General features: G+C 66.6%; 13 protein-coding genes. 9 read left to right on the plus strand and 4 right to left on the minus strand.

Going from position 1 to position 15,723, the window contains the following annotated elements; translation table 11 throughout:
• Positions 1-106: 106 nt before the first annotated feature.
• Together ACWUI7_RS02440 and ACWUI7_RS02445 are read right to left on the minus strand one after the other, a co-directional pair.
• The gene (locus tag ACWUI7_RS02440; protein ID WP_496640593.1) at positions 107-907 is read right to left on the minus strand and encodes a DUF2103 domain-containing protein; all 801 of its coding nucleotides are present in this window, start codon (positions 905-907) and stop codon (positions 107-109) included.
• A gap of 49 nt (positions 908-956) precedes the next feature.
• Positions 957-2,162 carry an ArsA family ATPase gene (locus ACWUI7_RS02445; RefSeq protein WP_496640594.1) on the minus strand — a complete coding sequence of 402 codons (1,206 nt, stop codon included), beginning with the start codon at positions 2,160-2,162 and terminating at the stop codon, positions 957-959.
• 166 nt (positions 2,163-2,328) lie between these two features.
• Here ACWUI7_RS02445 and ACWUI7_RS02450 point away from each other — a divergent pair, with 166 nt between their 5' ends.
• Together ACWUI7_RS02450 and ACWUI7_RS02455 are read left to right on the plus strand one after the other, a co-directional pair.
• Positions 2,329-3,093: a PHP-associated domain-containing protein gene (locus tag ACWUI7_RS02450; RefSeq protein WP_496640596.1), complete on the plus strand. Its 765-nt coding sequence runs from the start codon at positions 2,329-2,331 to the stop codon at positions 3,091-3,093.
• A 405-nt stretch (positions 3,094-3,498) separates the two neighbouring features.
• Positions 3,499-4,281, plus strand: a complete 783-nt coding sequence (locus ACWUI7_RS02455; protein ID WP_496640597.1) for an enoyl-CoA hydratase/isomerase family protein — start codon at positions 3,499-3,501, stop codon at positions 4,279-4,281.
• A 10-nt stretch (positions 4,282-4,291) separates the two neighbouring features.
• Here ACWUI7_RS02455 and ACWUI7_RS02460 read toward each other — a convergent pair whose 3' ends face one another.
• A complete protein-coding gene (locus ACWUI7_RS02460; protein ID WP_496640598.1) occupies positions 4,292-5,431 on the minus strand; it encodes an acyl-CoA dehydrogenase family protein in 1,140 nt (379 codons plus the stop codon).
• Between the two features lie 99 nt (positions 5,432-5,530).
• Here ACWUI7_RS02460 and ACWUI7_RS02465 point away from each other — a divergent pair, with 99 nt between their 5' ends.
• The 6 genes from ACWUI7_RS02465 to ACWUI7_RS02490 all read left to right on the plus strand — a co-directional run bounded on the left by ACWUI7_RS02465 (position 5,531) and on the right by ACWUI7_RS02490 (position 12,694).
• Complete coding sequence (locus ACWUI7_RS02465) at positions 5,531-6,298, plus strand: nucleotide-binding protein (RefSeq protein ID WP_496640599.1); 768 nt, start codon at positions 5,531-5,533, stop codon at positions 6,296-6,298.
• On the plus strand, positions 6,295-6,987 hold the full coding sequence (locus tag ACWUI7_RS02470) for a DUF8054 family protein (protein WP_496640600.1): 693 nt from the start codon (positions 6,295-6,297) through the stop codon (positions 6,985-6,987). The genes ACWUI7_RS02465 and ACWUI7_RS02470 overlap by 4 nt, the downstream gene beginning before the upstream one ends.
• Positions 6,988-7,009: 22 nt before the next feature.
• Positions 7,010-7,744 (plus strand): DUF8116 family protein, encoded by a 735-nt coding sequence (locus ACWUI7_RS02475; RefSeq protein ID WP_496640672.1) that lies wholly within the window; start codon positions 7,010-7,012, stop codon positions 7,742-7,744.
• A 264-nt stretch (positions 7,745-8,008) separates the two neighbouring features.
• Positions 8,009-10,423 carry a phosphoenolpyruvate synthase gene (ppsA, locus tag ACWUI7_RS02480; protein WP_496640601.1) on the plus strand — a complete coding sequence of 805 codons (2,415 nt, stop codon included), beginning with the start codon at positions 8,009-8,011 and terminating at the stop codon, positions 10,421-10,423.
• A 451-nt stretch (positions 10,424-10,874) separates the two neighbouring features.
• The gene (gene mfnA / locus ACWUI7_RS02485; protein WP_496640602.1) at positions 10,875-11,942 is read left to right on the plus strand and encodes a tyrosine decarboxylase MfnA; all 1,068 of its coding nucleotides are present in this window, start codon (positions 10,875-10,877) and stop codon (positions 11,940-11,942) included.
• A 92-nt stretch (positions 11,943-12,034) separates the two neighbouring features.
• Positions 12,035-12,694, plus strand: a complete 660-nt coding sequence (locus ACWUI7_RS02490; protein ID WP_496640604.1) for a halocyanin domain-containing protein — start codon at positions 12,035-12,037, stop codon at positions 12,692-12,694.
• A gap of 21 nt (positions 12,695-12,715) precedes the next feature.
• On the opposite strand, the gene ACWUI7_RS02495 is transcribed toward ACWUI7_RS02490, so the two are convergent.
• Entirely contained in the window at positions 12,716-13,762 is a 1,047-nt protein-coding gene (locus ACWUI7_RS02495; protein WP_496640606.1) for a glycosyltransferase family 4 protein, read from the minus strand.
• A 150-nt stretch (positions 13,763-13,912) separates the two neighbouring features.
• Between ACWUI7_RS02495 and ACWUI7_RS02500 the strand changes: the two genes are divergently transcribed.
• Entirely contained in the window at positions 13,913-15,718 is a 1,806-nt protein-coding gene (locus ACWUI7_RS02500; protein ID WP_496640607.1) for a S9 family peptidase, read from the plus strand.
• The last annotated feature ends 5 nt before the right edge of the window (positions 15,719-15,723 follow it).

The following is a 15,723-nucleotide window of genomic DNA, read 5'->3' on the forward strand; positions in this document are numbered from 1 at the left end:
AGTGTGTCCGAGTCTCGTGCGGTCGTGTTGGTCACACGGTCACCATCGCACATATGTGGAGAGGGTGTAACTGAAATAGTGTCCGCGTCTCACGAACTTGTGGTGTTCATCTCTCCTGTAACTCAGCCTCACAAAGTGCCTCGTTCAGGTCTGCTCGGACTCGTTCACCAGTCTCACGATCCATCGCCGTGGTCACGATCCGGTTTTCTTGCACGCTGGAGCCGTCACGCAAGAGCAGCCGAACGTTGCCGTTCGTGCCGGCCCGGGTCGCCTTCGCTCGGAGTCCAGTCCGCGAACCGGTGCCACCGGCATCTATCGGTCCTGGGACAATCTTCTTTACGTGTGGATGGTCAGCAACGGTGCGGATCGCGAGCCGACCCGACCGCCCACCGATGAGTGTTGAGTGTGACCCACCGATCTTCTCGCGCGGCGGCGTCTCGACCACCTCCAGCGCGCGGTCCCCGCGGCGGTCGAGCACCCACGCGACGACGGGGCCGTAGTCGGCGTCTCGGCTGCCCGCCTCCGAAGCCCCGTCACCGGTCACACCACCGCTATCGGCTGTATCACCACCATTGGGAACCCGGTAGAACTCGTGGTGGAGCTGTGCGCGGGTCTCCCGGAGCGGGTCGCGTGTGCCGGCGGCGTACACCGTCTCGGGGCGCTTGCGACGGATTTCGTCGGCGACCCGCCCGGCGAAGTTGCGGAGTTGGACGCCACTCAGCTCGTCGTCGTCTTCGGGTCGGGTCGTCACTGTCGTCTGGCCGACGACTGCATCCCCATCGAGCATGGTCAACTCGGCGCGGTCGGGAGCGAACTCGACGACGACCGCGTCGCTGTTTTCCGTGCGACAGGTCAGACAGTAGTCGCCCGGTTTCTCGAGCGGCGTCCCACACCGCCGGCAGTGCATACCGTCTTAACACGCGTGATGCCTAAAAGCGCGTTCGTTCGGTGACCGGTCACTCGAGACACGCGGCGACGACCCGAAGCGCAGCCTCACCGCGCACCTCGTTCGCGAGCAGCGGGACCCGTTTCACGTCGCGACCGCGAAAGAGGTCGGTCGCCTCACGGAGGGCCGCCTGCTGGACGTCCCACCGTCGAGCGCAGAATTCGCACGTCTCGGGGTTCGGCTCAACAACCCACTCCGGGGCGACGTCGGCGACGTCGCTCACGCGCTCCATCACGCGGTTGACCACGACGGTATGTACGGGGATATCGAACGAATCGAGTTGGGCAATGAGCCGCTCGGATTCGACGACGCTCATCTCCTCGGGGATCATCACTACGCGGAAGTCAGTGCGGTCGGGGTCCTGGAGCACGCCGCGGAGGCGTTCGATGCGCGCCCGGAGCGCCTCAAGATCGGCCTCGGCGGTGTCGTCCTCGCTGCCGCCGCCGAACATTCCCTTGAGCCCCTCCATCATGCCCGAGAACCGCTGGCGCAGCGTCAGGACACGCCCGAGCATCGAGTCCATGATCTCGGGGAGCTCGAGCAGCCGGAGTGTGTGGCCCGTCGGGGCGGTGTCGACGATCACGCGGTCGAAGCGCGGGTCGTCGAGGTACTCGAGCAGCTGCCGCATCGCGGCCGCCTCATCAGCGCCAGGCATCGTCCCCCCGAGCAGCGAGCCGAGCGACCCCTCACCGTCGGGGCCCGCGCCGTCGCTCGCACCACCGGCCGCTCCGCCCATCGCCTCACCCATCCCACCCATCGCCTCACCCATCTGACCGAGACCGCCGAGCGGGTCGCCGTCGGCACCGAACATTCCTTCTTCGAGTGCCGCGTCGGGGTCGATCTCGGCCGCGTACAGCGGCAGCTCCTCGTGTACAAGTGCCGGCTCCGCGGGAACGTCGACGCCGAGGGTGTCAGACAGCGAGTGTGCCGGATCCGTTGAGACGACAAGTGTCGTTTCGCCTGCGGCCGCCGAGGCGAGCGCGGTCGCGGCCGCCATCGTCGTCTTTCCCACGCCGCCTTTGCCACCAAAGAGCACGTACTCCGGGGCGTCGATGCGGTCCGGCATGGCCTCGTCACCGACTGTGGTTCCGGTGGGTTGGTCGTTGGTCGCCGGCTCGTCGCTGGTGGCCCGTTCGTCGTCGGCCGGCTGCCCGTCAGTTGGCGTCGCCTCGTCGGTCTCGACGCGCTCAACCGGCTCCACGTCGATCTCGTCCATGGCCAACACTGGTGGGGGCGGCCTTGTGTACCCGTCGGTCTCACGGAGGTGTGGTGGCGGCATTGCGTCTCGCGGCGTCGCGGCCCGTGGCGGTGGTACGACAGCGTCCCGCGCGGCCAGCATCCGGGAACGACACGCCTATTTGTGACTCCGGTGTAGCGCCGATGTGAGTCGTCCCCGAACGCGCGTCGACGCCCACGTAAAGGTGCTCGACGACGCCGTCGTCGCCCGGGCAAAGGCCCGCGGACTCGACGCCCTCGTGTACGCGCCCCACTTCACACGGCTGCCGACGATCAACGAGCGTGCAGCCCGATACACCGACGACGAGTTGACTGTCGTTCCCGCCCGCGAGGTGTTCACCGGCGACTGGGCGAACCGTCGTCACCTCCTCGCGCTCGGGCTCAGCGACCCCGTCCCGGACTACATCACCTTCGAAGGGGCGATGGCCGCCTTCGAGCGTCAGGGAGCTGCCGTGCTCGTGCCGCACCCAACGTTCGCGACCGTCTCGCTCACCCGACCCGAGATCGACGCCCACGCGACCCGGCTCGACGCCGTCGAGACGTACAGCGCGAAGTTGCTCCCGCATCAGAACGCGCGGCTGCCGGGGCTCGCTGACGACCTCGAGCTCCCTGGCTTCGGCTCCTCGTATGCACACCGGCGGGCGACGGTCGGCGAGGCGTGGACGACGTTCGACGAGTCGCTTCCTGACGTGGCTGCGATCGTTGAAGCATTCCGTGAAGAGCGGCCGCGACGGATCATCCGGCGGCCGGGAGTTCGCCACCGGCTCCGCGGGCTATTAGAGTACGCTCACCTGGGGTACGAGAATACGTGGACAAAGGCTGACCGACTGTTCCTCTCGGGTGACGAGCCTACGCTTCCCTCGAACGTCGCATACGAGGGGCGGTTTGACGACGTTGCGGTGTACGAGTGAGCGTGAAGCAGCGGGAAGGACACGACCCTGTGGCTCCTCGAACCGCATTCGATCGCCCGTCTCAGCCGATTCGCTCTCGTACGCGTGTGGTAGTCGTGTGACCGAGACGACTTCGTGACACCCGGGCACCAGTTGGGCCATGCCCTCCCCAGCCGATTCGCTCTCATATGCCGAGGGCTACGCGACAGACACGACCGCGCGACATCCGGGCACTCCTTTCAGCCACACCCTCCCCAGCCGATTCGCGAGTCGCCTGTGGCGACTCGCTCATCCCTCGCACGCGCTCGCAAGCCCGCCTTCGGCTGCCTTGCGAGGCGCGCGCCACCGCAGGTAGGTCGATCGGTGGGCGTCGGCCCGTGACGAGGATCCGTATCTATTTAGCCCGTGGGCGGACCCGAACGAACGATGCTGTACGACCACGTGAGCTACGCGGTGACGGGCGGGATCGCGACGATCACGATCGAGCGGCCGGACGTGTACAACGCGTTCACGCGTCAGACAGTCCTCGAGCTCAACGACGCGGCGCGAACCGCCGAGGCTGACGACGACGTCTACGCCGTGATCCTCACTGGCGCGGGCAAGGGCTTCTGCTCTGGCGCCGATACGACGGCGATGCCGGACTGGGACGATCAGACACCGGAAGAGTACGGCGCCTTCCTCTGGCTCATCCAACAGTTCGTCTGGCGACTCCGACAGATGGCAACCCCCTCGATCGCGGCGGTCAATGGCCCGGCGATAGGCGCCGGCTGTGACTTCGCGCTGGCGTGTGACCTGCGAGTCGTCGGCGAGAACGCGATCCTGCGCGAGGGATTCGTCAACGTGGGATTAGTGCCGGGCGACGGGGGGGCATGGCTTCTTCCGCGGCTCGTCGGCGAGTCGAAAGCCCGCGAGTACCTGCTGACCGGCCGAGACATCGAGCCGGCTGACGCCGTCGACATCGGCCTCGCCGTCGAACACGCCGACGACCCGCTGGCAGCGGCCGGCGACCTCGCAGCGGAGATCCGTGATACACCCGCTACCGCGGTCCAACTCACCAACCGCCTCGTCGATCCCGAGCGGAGCTTCGACGAGTACTGCAGAGAGGCGGCCGCGTTCCAGTGGGAGTGCGTCATTGACGATGAACACGCCGAGGCAGTGGCGGCGTTCAACGAGGGCCGCGAGCCGTCCTACGACCGCCCGAGCGAGTAGCGACGCTGGTCTAGCGGTCTGCGACCGGCGGCAACCCGTCTGATTTCAGCGCCCGCGCGATGGTGTTCAGCTGCATCTCGTCGGTGCCGGCGGCGATGCGCCGACTCCGGGCGAATCGGTAGAGGTACTCGAGCGGATGGCCCTGCTGATACGCGCGTGCACCGACGACCTGGACCGCCTCGCTCACCACCTCCTCGGCGATCTGTGAACAGTGCAGCTTCGCGGTCGAGGTGCGCAGTCGCGAGGGAGGGCGTTCGTGACCCTGCGCCCCGGCCGCACAGCCGTACACCAGCGACGCCGCGGTCTCGGTTTGCCGGTACATCTCGGCGAGCTTCCACTCGATGCCCTGGAACGAATCGAGCGACTGGTCGAACTGTTCGCGCTCGCTCGCGTACTCGAGCGCCTGCTCTACGGCCGCCTCCGCCCACGCAACGGTGAGCGCGGAGCTGCCGAGTCGCTCCCAGTTGAGTGAGATCAGCTGCTGTTTGAACGCCTCCTTCCCACGGGTGAGCACGTATTCCTCGGGGATCGTCACCTCGTCGATGGTGAAGTGCGTCTGGGCGTACCCCGCCATGTTCGTGTACACCTGTTCGATCTCGACGCCGGGGTCGTCGTAGGGAATCACCACGGAGCCGAGTCCCTCGGGGAACCGCACCCACGTGACCGCGGCGTCGCCGAACGGGACCCCACCGACCCACGTCTTCTCGCCGGTACAGACGAGCTCGCCGTCCACTTCTGTGACCTCGGTGGTCATGTTTGCGACATCAGAGCCGGCGTCCGGCTCTGAGATGGCGATCGAGACGAAGCTCTCACCAGCAGTTACGGCCGGCAGGTACTCAGCTTTCACCGCCTCGGAGCCAAATAAGTCGATCGCGCGCGGGCCAACCATGCTCTGCATGTAGGTGAACCAGCCCGTGTCTGGACAGGCCCGCCCGACCGCTTGGATCAACAACAGCGCCTCAACGTCGGTGAGCCCCTGTCCGCCGTACGCCTCGTCGATCGACGGGCAGTAGAGATCCGCTTCGGCCAGTCGTTCGAGGTTCTCCCATGGAACCTCACCGCCCCACGAGTACGCGTTGTCTGTGAACTCGGCGGCAACTGACTCGGCGTGCTCGGCGAACGCCTGCTGCTCGGCGGTAAGCGTCGTCATAGATCAATCCTACGAATAAATCATAATAAACCGTCTGGTGTGCGTTTCGACCCGACGGCGCACAGACAGTTTTTAGCTCACTGGCGCGGAGCAATCCGTATGGTCGAGGCGTTCGCGGTCGCCAGCGGCAAGGGCGGCACCGGCAAGACGACGAGCACGCTCGCGCTCGGCATGGCGCTAGCGGTCGAGTACGACGTGACTGTCGTCGACGCCGACACGGGGATGGCAAACCTGCTGTTTCACACCGGGCTCGATGACGCCACGGCGACGCTACACGATCTGCTCATCGAGGGGACTGCGACGGATGTCACGGAGGCAACCTACGAGCGATTCGGCCTGTCGGTGGTACCCTGTGGCACCTCCCTTGCCGGGTTCGAGGCGGCAGACCCGGCGCGGCTTCGTGACGTCGTCGCCGAACTTGCCACCGACACCGACGTCCTGTTGCTCGACTCGCCGGCCGCGCTGGGCTCGAAATCCGCGGTATTGCCCATCGTCTTAGCCGACCGAGTTGTGATCGTCGTCGAGCCGACGATACCGGCGCTCTCGGATGGGCTCAAGGTTCAAGAGTACGCCCGGTCGTATGGCACCGAGACCGCCGGCGTGCTGCTCAACCGGATCAGAGAGGCAACGGAGCCGGTAGCCACGCAGGCCGGGCGACACTTCGGTGGCCCGGTACTCGCGTCGGTCCCCGACAGCGACGTGGTCCGGGCCGCACGCCGAGCTGGGATGCCGTTGCTCGCGCACGCGCCCGACAGCGAACCGGCGGACCGCTACCGGGAGGCGGCCGCGCGACTCGAGGTTCGCGACGGCAACAGCGAGCAGGTGGCGGCACGGTTCAAAAGCGCCGTCGTGCCCGACACGCCATGACCGCCCCGACCGACGAGGCCTCCCTTTCTATCCCCCGCGGAGAGCTCCTTCGGTCTCGGGTGGTCGCCACCGTCGGAGAGACGCTTGCGGAGGTTCTCGACCGCGAACTCACCGGCTACGCGACGCTCGTGCCCCAAGAGACGCTGTTGTCGGCTGGCGACGCCCGCGGCGTGCTTACCTTCGAAGCCGGCGTACCCGTCTTGGCGTACAACACGGCGACGGACCGCGGCGGGTCGGTGGCGCTCGCTTCGATTGCGGTTCCCGGGCCGTACCGGGTCGAACTGTACGCCGTTCCCCGATCGGAACTGGAAGCGGCACACGCTGTTACGGCTCTCCGGGTCCCTCCGGACGCGCCGGCAACAGAACTGGCGGACGATCCGGCGCTCGCAGCCCGGACGAGAGATGCCGCCCCGGCCGAGCGCCAGCCCGACCGAAATGGCGGCGATGGCGGTGATGGCGACGCGGTCGCTGCGTTCCTGGCGGACAACGATCGGATCGAAGCGATACGAACACAGGCCCGCGAGGAGGCTCGTGCGCGGGCCACGGAGTGGGGACTCACCGAGGCACTCGCGAAGCCAGACGACGCCGCTGATCGAGGTGACACGGACGAACTGGACGACACGGGCGAACTGGACGACACGGCCGAGCTGGACGACGCAGCCGACACTGCTGAACCGGACGGGTTTTGACCGCGTCCATCGTACCGCACGTATCACTGTTCTCTCTCTCCTCCGACTGACGACACCACGTGACTTCGCAGAGTGGTACGCGGCGGGGCGTGCGTACACTCGCCGCGTCGCTGTCGAGATGGAGTTCACGGGTGCGACCCGGATCGAGGGAGACCAGGTTGCATCTCAGCTCGCGACCAATCCGAGTGCGCTCTCGCCCGCTGCGGCCCGGTCCGTCGCGGCGACGCTCCTTGCGGACGGCGTCTTCTCCGAGCCGTACTGCGAGTGGATGCCGCTGTGGTACGAACTCGCGCTTCTCGCGCCGGTGCGCTACGCTGACTGGCGGCTCGGTCGGGTTGCCCGCACGGTCGCCGCGACGGCGGACGTGTCCGTGTCGGCGCCGCGTTTCTCGCGGCCGCGTGACGTCGTCGTCAACGGTCATCCGCCGCTCGCTTTTATCTCCGGATTCCGCGATCGGTTCTTGCTTGCGGCCGCGCTGTTGCATCTTGAGTGGTTTGTCCACGTCGCCGCCGCAGACGGAATCGACGTGCCACCATCACTCGTCGCCCGGGCACGTGCCGAGTCACTGTCATACTATGCCGGCGACCGTGGGGCCCTCTCTCCGGTGGTGGCTCGGTTCCAAGCGGCGCTGTTCGGCGACGACGCCTGGGTACGCCGGATCGATGACGTCTACGGGCTCAACAGCTGGCTGTTTGAGATGTGGGAGCGGCTGCTTCGTGCAGAGCGTCGTCGACTCGAACTGGTACAGGGGCTGTAACACCCCCGTAGGGTACCCACATTTGACAGCAGGTAAGTATAGAATGTGAAGACACGTTCACCTGTGTACGAACCAGCGCTGGTTCGTCTCCCCTACGACGATTTCGGCCCTCCCCACCTGCTTTCATGTTGTCCGTTGTCGACGCCTCGCGGCAGCCCTGCTGGCCACGGCCGTTCGGACAACTCAGACGCGAGTAATCTTTTATTCACACTTGTTCGCTTCGGAAGATTCATACGTCGGGTCGTGGATTCACCGAACACACGAATGGCAGTACTTTGGCTGGACGACGTCGACGCCGACGACATCGACACTGTCGGCGGCAAGGGAGCGTCGCTCGGGGAGCTCACGGGCGCCGGGCTTCCCGTTCCGCCTGGCTTCGTCGTCACGGCGGAGACATATCGGGCGTTCATCGAAGAGGCGGGAATCGACGAGGAACTGTTTGCTGCCGTTGACGTCGACCCTGAAGACGCCGCGGCACTCCGTGCGGCCGAAACGAAAGCCCGGGAGCTGATCACCGAGACACCACTCCCCGAGCCCGTTCGCGAGGAGATCCTCGACGCCTACGGAGAGATGGGGACCGACGACGAGTCCGCATTCGTCGCGGTCCGGTCGTCGGCGACCGCAGAGGACCTGCCGGACTCCTCGTTCGCGGGCCAACAGGAGACGTTCCTCAACGTACAGGAGGCCTCGCTCCTGTCGCGGGTCAAGGCGTGTTGGGCGTCGCTTTTCACCCAGCGAGCGATCTACTACCGACAACAGCGGGGGTTCCCGCACGCCGACGTCGACATCGCGGTCGTCGTCCAGCGGATGGTCGACGCCGAAAAGTCCGGTGTGCTCTTTACTAGCCACCCGTCAACCGGTGACCCAGAAATGACGATCGAAGCCGCGTGGGGCCTCGGCGAGGCCGTCGTCTCCGGGGCGGTCTCACCGGACAACTACGTGTACGACCGCGGGCGTGGGACGCTCGCAGACGTCACCATCGCGGATAAGAAGATCGAGATGCTCAAAGATCCCGAGACCGGCGAGACGGTCGAACGTACGGTTGCGGACGACCGTCGTACGGATCGGGTCCTCTCGGACGCGGAGATTGACGAGCTCGTCGGCCTCGGCGAGCGCGTCGAAACCCACTACGGGACGCCACAGGACGTCGAGTGGGCGATCTACGAGGGAACCATCTACATGCTCCAGTCGCGGCCGATCACGACGATCCGCGAGTCACCGGCCGATGCGAGCGCCGAGGCCGGTGGCGTGGGCAGCGGGGCTGGCAGCGTGGGGCCTGAGGCGACCGGCGACGGTGCTGGCGACGCACCAGTGGGAGTGTCTCCAGTCCCGAACGGCGGCACGAACGCCAGTGCCACCGCTGGTGCGACTGGCTCTGCAGCGGGCGGCGATAGCGACGAGGACGTCCTTGTCGACGGGCTCGGCGCGAGCCCCGGAGCGGTCTCCGGAAACGTCCGCATCGTGACGAAGCTTGACCATCTCGACCAAGTTGATGACGGCGACGTGCTTGTGACGGAGATGACGATGCCCGACATGGTGCCGGCGATGAAACGCGCCGCCGGCATCGTCACCGACGAGGGAGGGATGACGAGTCACGCCGCGATTATTTCGCGCGAGCTCGGGGTGCCGGCGGTCGTGGGGACGACCAATGGCACGCAGGTACTCGAAGACGGTCAGTCGATCACCATCGACGGCGACAAGGGAACAGTTCGGGCCGGTGCCGACGATGCGGCCGAGCCAGCAGCCGAGTTCGAGCCCGTTGAGGCTGCTCGTCCGGAGACACCGGTCAAGCCGATGACGGCGACGGAAGTAAAGGTGAACGTCTCTATCCCCGCAGCCGCAGAGCGCGCCGCAGCGACAGGTGCCGACGGCGTCGGCCTGTTGCGCATCGAGCACATGGTGCTCTCACTCGGAAAGACCCCAGAGCGCTACATCGCCGATCACGGCGCCAGAGCGTACCAAGACGAGATCATCGAGGGTGTGCGGCGGGTCGCAGACGAGTTCTACCCGCGGCCAGTCCGCGTCCGAACCATCGACGCACCGACCGACGAGTTCCGCGAGCTCACGGGCGGTGACGGCGAGCCGCACGAGCACAACCCGATGCTCGGGTGGCGTGGCGCGCGGCGGAGCCTCGACAAGCCCGCGCCGTTCCGTCAGGAGCTCGCTGCGTTCGCACGACTCTTCGAGATGGGGTACGACAACCTTGAGGTGATGTTCCCACTCGTCAACGACGCGGCCGACGTGGCGGCACTCCGCGAACATCTTGATGAGGCCGGCATCGACCCCGAGACGCACCGTTGGGGCGTGATGATCGAGACGCCGGCGAGCGCCCTCCAGATAGACTCTCTCGCCGAGATGGGGATCGACTTCGCCTCGTTCGGGACGAACGACCTCACCCAGTACACCTTGGCGGTCGACCGGAACAACGAGCACGTCGCCGACCACTTCGACGAGCTCCACCCCGCGGTGTTGCGCCTCATCGGCGATACGATCGAGCGATGTCGCGAGCTCGACGTCGACACGAGCATCTGTGGCCAGGCCGGCTCGAAGCCCAAGATGGTCGAGTTCCTCGTCGAGTCCGGTGTGTCGTCGATCTCTGCGAACATCGACGCGGTCCGAGACGTCCAACACGAAGTGAAGCGGGTCGAACAGCGGCTGTTGCTCGACTCGGTTCGCTAGGTCTCGAGGGCCGGGTTGTTCTCGGTGCAATTCGGTGCGGCCTGTTCGACCACACCACAACGAACGCGACACATGGCCTGGCGTGCGCCTTGTGGGCCGCGGCAGCGGTCCGCAAGCGCGCGCGAGGGATGAGCGAGTCGCCCGTGGGCGACGAGTGAATCGGTTGGGGAGGATGTGGCCGAAACTCATGTCCGTGTATCACAAGATCATGCTCCCACTTCGCGTGCCACTGCCGAGAGTGGCGATTCGCTCTCATAAGCCGAGGGCTACGCGACAGCCACGACCGCGTGACATCCGGGCACTCCTTTCAGCCACACCCTCCCCAGCCGATTCGCTCGGTCGCCTCGCTCCCTCGCTTATCCCTCGCACGCGCTCGCGAGTCCGCCTTCGGCGACCTCGCGAGGCGCGCGCCATCGTAGCTCGTAAGCTTGGGCGCGAAAACGATCACGTGATGCAACAGCCGGAGCCGCAGTCGTTCGAGCGGGTCCTCTCGTCGATGTGCACAGAGCCGCACCCGGACGCTAGAGCGGCCGCGGAGCGATTCCTCACGAGTAATCCGGGTGACCCAGCGACGTACGAGACGATCGCGACACTCGAGACGCGCGCGGTCGAAGGGCTCGCAACGCTGGCTGATCACCCGAATCCGCCCGATGCCGCAGGGTACATCACCGCCGGCGGAACAGAGGCTAACATCCAGGCCGTGCGGTCGGCTCGAAATCGCCACCCGAAAGACGACGTCAACGTCGTCGCCCCCGAAAGCGTGCACTTTTCCTTCCACAAGGCCGCGTCGCTGCTTGACGTTGAGCTACGAACGGTGCCGCTTGACGATGACTACCGGGCCATCCCCGATGCCGTCGCTGCGGCAGCCGACGAGTCGACCGCGCTCATCGTCGGTGTCGCCGGCAGCACGGAGTACGGCCGTGTCGACCCGATTCCAGCGCTGGCCGAGGTCGCGTCGACAGTCGGCGCACGATTCCACGTCGATGCGGCTTGGGGTGGCTTCGTGCTCCCGTTTACCGACCACACGTGGTCGTTTGCTGACGCGGCCGTCGACACGTTGACCATCGACCCACACAAGTTCGGACAGGCGCCGGTCCCCGCAGGCGGATTACTCGCGCGCGAGGATGCAGCCCTCGACGCGCTCGCAGTCGACACGCCGTACCTCGAGACCCGCTCACAGGCAACGCTCACGGGCACCCGAAGCGGGGCGGGCGTCGCCGGCACCGTCGCGGCACTGGACGCGCTGTGGCCGGACGGGTACCGAGCGTCGGCGCGTCGGGCGATCGAGAACGCCACGTGGCTGGCAGCTGCGCTCTCCGACCGCGGCTACGACGTGGTTGAGCCGAGACTACCACTCGTCGCGGCCGCGGTACCGACGCCGACGTTCGAACGACTCCGCGAGCGCGGCTGGCGGGTGTCGCGGACCGGTGCCGGCGAGCTTCGAGTGGTGTGTATGCCACATGTCACCCGGTCGGTCCTGCGCGCGTTTCTCAACGATCTAGATCGCGTTCGGAGTTAAGTCCCGTCTCACGCCGGGGCTGTACACTCATCGCCACCGCGGCCGAGGTGCGGATCAACATATTCACTACGGACTACGACGAATCCGCGGGTATGAGTTCGGACGACGTCTCTCGGCGCGCGTTCATGCGGACGGCAGGCGGGTCGGTCGCCGTCGTCGGCGGCACGGCAGCCGCGACGGGAACTGCCGCGGGACAAGAAGACGGCGGGGGCGCAAGCGTAGAGCCGGAGTGGCCGAGCGGCGTCACGAGCGGTAACCTCGGTAGCTATCAGGACGCCCGGGGCCAAGATTCCGTGACGGTCTCTGTTGGCGCGGGTGAGAACGGCCTGGCGTTCGACCCGACCCAGCTGTGGGTCGACCTGGGAACGACGATCACCTTCGAGTGGACCGGCGCCGGTGGCGCCCACAACGTGAAGACAGTCGAGGGCGGCGGGCCGGCAAGTCTCGACAGCGGTGACCCGGTCGGTGAAGAGGGGGCCACCTACGAGTACGAGGTGACCGAAGAAGACGCCGGAATCTCCCACTATCACTGTGTGCCGCACACGGCCGTCGGCATGCACGCCGGTCTCGCCGTCGGCGGCGACATCCCGACCGTCGAGACGGGCGGTGGCGGCGGCACGAGCAGTGCCGTCTTTGTACCGGAGGGCGCCCGCGCACTCACCATCGCGACGTTCATCGCCATGGTGAGCACGCTCGGGCTCGCGTTCGTCTTCATGAAGTACGGCGGCACGGTCACCCAAAACGAGGTCTAGGCGGTCCACGCGGCCGCTCCGTCACGTTTCGACGAGTGACCGGTACCGGTCGAGATACTGATCGAGCACGACCGCCCCGTCGTACAACTCGAACGCTGGGTCAACCGACAGCCGCTCTGCACCCGCGACGGCTTCCATTGCGTCTGCGAGTTCGGCGGGACTCGTCACGAGTCGCCCACGCTTGCGTCCCTCGACGAGCTCGTGGGCGCTGGATTCTGCTTGGTACTCGACGAGACCGATACAGCCGCACGCGAGTGCCCACAGCAGCTCCGTCGCGAATGGCTCGCGTGCTGCGGTCTGTGTAAAGGTGTGGGCGCCTCTGAAGATCGCCACGCGCTCGTCGAGCGGCCGGTCACCGAGGAACGTGACTCGGTCGTCGATCCGGAGATCGGCGGCCGCCACCTCAAGTCTGTCCCGCTCAGGTCCATCACCGATCACGGCCGCCGTCCAGTCGTCGCGGCGTCGTTCAGCTAACGCCAGGAGGAACGTCTCGACACCAGCGTGGCGGTCGAGTCGCCGAGAGTACACTGCGTCGAACCGGTCGTCGACGGGTGCGCCCGTGATGCGGTCGACGTCGATCCGCTCCGGCACGACGTCAACAGCCGCGTCTGCGGCGCCATGCTCGCGAATTCGTGTTTTCGTCGTCTGTGTCGGCGTCGTCACCACCGGCGCGCGTTGTGCGAGGAGCCGAGCGACCGCCCGCGAGTCGGCCGGGTGCTCACGCCACCAGTCGACGAGGACTGGGGGGCCGCCGAGTCGTCCGGTGAGAACTGCGGCGAGCGCCGGGAGCGGCGGGGTGTTGATCGCGTGGACGACGTCGGGGGCGACCGCGCGGAGCTCGCTCGGGAGCCGTGCCGCGAACGTGGCCGGTGAGGGTTCATCGAGCACGGCTCGGTAGGCGATTCCGTCCAGCTCGAACGTCTGTACCGACCCTCCCCACCAGCGGGCACACAGCCACACGACGTCGTGACCCTGTGTGGCGAGGTCGACCGCGGTCCGGTGCGTCCGGGTGCGTGCCGGCGTCTCCCCGTGTTGTGGGGTAAAAAGCGAGACGACGGCGACGCGCATGGCTCGTCTGACGACGCCGTCTGTCAAAAAGCCCGCCCTCTTATTACCCTGGATCCACCACTTTATCACTCCACGTCCACCGCCTCATCACTCCACGTCCACCCCTTCACCACCCGAAACGGTTTGCTGGCGGCGACGGTAGTGTCGCGCATGCCCCAATACGACGTCGAACGATACCTCAACGTACGGAGCGCGAGCCGGGCGAGTGTGGGCGTCGACGGCCGCGTCTGGTTTCTCCTCGACACGACTGGCACTGCACAGGTGTGGTCGCTTACGTCGCCGCAGGCGTGGCCGACCCAGCACACGTTCTTCGACGAGCGCGTCACGTTCGTCGACGCCTCACCGGAGCGCGCGGAGGTCATCTTCGGCATGGACGAGGGCGGCAACGAGCGCGCACAGCTCTATCGGCTCGACGTCGGGTCGGGTCAGATCACGAACTGTACCGCCCACCCGGCGGCGAAACACCGCTGGGGTGGGTGGGCCAGCGACGGCGAGCGGTTTGTCTTTGCGTCGAACCGTCGAGACCAGTCGGTCTTCGACGTGTACGTCCAGGGCCGGACCGAGACCGGAACGGACGCCAAGTGCGTCCACGAGGGTGACGGCTGGCTCTCCGTCGCCGGCTGGTCGCCAGACGACGAGCGGGTGATCGTCCACGAAGCACACTCCTCGTTCGACCACGACGTGTACACGCTGTCGGTCGACACCGGTGAGTTGACCCACCACACCCCTCACGAGGGTGCTGTCCGGTACGCCAGCCCAGAGTGGGGTCCCGAAGGCGACGCGCTCTACTGCGTCACCGACCGCGAAAGCGATACGCTCCGGCTTGAGCGGCTCGATCTCGCCACCGGCGCGTTCGACGTCGTCGAGTCCGGCGACGAGTGGAACGTCGATGGGGTGACGCTCGATGAGTCGTCCCGGCGGATCGCCTACACGCGAAACGTCGACGGCTACACCGAGGTTTCCGTCGGCGAACTCGTCGCGGCCGATCGTATCGATCCCCTCCCCGCTCCCGACCTGCCGACCGGTGTCGCTGGGGGCGTCTCGTTCGGCCCGGACGGCGACCGATTCGCGGTGACTGCCACCGGCCGCACGACGAACGCAAACGTCCACGTCGTCGAGACGACGACGGGTGAGACCACACAGTGGACGACCGCGTCGACGGCCGGCATCTCGCCCGAGACGTTCATCGAGCCCGCACTCGTGCACTATCCGACGTTCGACGGCCGAGAGATACCGGCGTTCGTCTCGCTGCCCGAACGCGAGCCGCCGGCCGACGGCTACCCTGTCGTAGTCGACATCCACGGTGGCCCAGAGTCCCAGCGACGACCCTCGTTCGCAGGCGTCACCCAATACTTCCTCGACGCCGGCTACGCCGTCTTCGAGCCGAACGTGCGCGGCTCGGCCGGATACGGTCGATCCTATGCCGCCCTCGACGACGTCGAGAAGCGACCTGACGCGGTCGAGGACCTCCGAACCGCCGTCGAGTGGCTCCACGATCACCCGGAGGTCGATCCCGACCGCATCGCAGCTATGGGCGGCTCGTACGGCGGGTTCATGGTCCTCGCGGCGCTGACCGAGTTCCCTGACTTGTGGGCTGCCGGCGTCGACGTCGTTGGCATCGCCAACTTTGTTACCTTCCTCGAGAACACCGGCGACTGGCGCCGAACACTGCGGGAGGCGGAGTACGGCTCACTTGAGACCGACCGTGCGTTCCTCGAATCCATCTCGCCGATCACCACCATCGACGCCATCGAGGCGCCGCTTTTCGTCCTCCACGGCGCGAACGACCCACGGGTCCCCGTGAGTGAGGCCGAAGCGATGGCCGAGGCAGCACACGACAAAGACGTCCCGGTCCGAAAGCGGATCTTCGAGGACGAAGGCCACGGCTTCTCGAAGCTCGAAAACCGAATCGACGCGTACCGTGACGTCGTCGAGTTCCTCGACACCCACGTGTGACACCG

The sequence above is a fragment of the Halorubrum orientale genome, assembly GCF_059623105.1.

Coding starts and splice junctions, on each gene's coding strand:
- ACWUI7_RS02470 (WP_496640600.1), top strand. CDS start 6,295: ATGACCGCCCCGACCGACGAGGCCTCCCTTTCTATCCCCCGCGGAGAG.
- ACWUI7_RS02440 (WP_496640593.1), bottom strand. CDS start 907: ATGCACTGCCGGCGGTGTGGGACGCCGCTCGAGAAACCGGGCGACTAC.
- ACWUI7_RS02445 (WP_496640594.1), bottom strand. CDS start 2,162: ATGGACGAGATCGACGTGGAGCCGGTTGAGCGCGTCGAGACCGACGAG.
- ppsA (WP_496640601.1), top strand. CDS start 8,009: ATGGCAGTACTTTGGCTGGACGACGTCGACGCCGACGACATCGACACT.
- mfnA (WP_496640602.1), top strand. CDS start 10,875: ATGCAACAGCCGGAGCCGCAGTCGTTCGAGCGGGTCCTCTCGTCGATG.
- ACWUI7_RS02490 (WP_496640604.1), top strand. CDS start 12,035: ATGAGTTCGGACGACGTCTCTCGGCGCGCGTTCATGCGGACGGCAGGC.
- ACWUI7_RS02500 (WP_496640607.1), top strand. CDS start 13,913: ATGCCCCAATACGACGTCGAACGATACCTCAACGTACGGAGCGCGAGC.
- ACWUI7_RS02495 (WP_496640606.1), bottom strand. CDS start 13,762: ATGCGCGTCGCCGTCGTCTCGCTTTTTACCCCACAACACGGGGAGACG.
- ACWUI7_RS02455 (WP_496640597.1), top strand. CDS start 3,499: ATGCTGTACGACCACGTGAGCTACGCGGTGACGGGCGGGATCGCGACG.
- ACWUI7_RS02460 (WP_496640598.1), bottom strand. CDS start 5,431: ATGACGACGCTTACCGCCGAGCAGCAGGCGTTCGCCGAGCACGCCGAG.
- ACWUI7_RS02465 (WP_496640599.1), top strand. CDS start 5,531: ATGGTCGAGGCGTTCGCGGTCGCCAGCGGCAAGGGCGGCACCGGCAAG.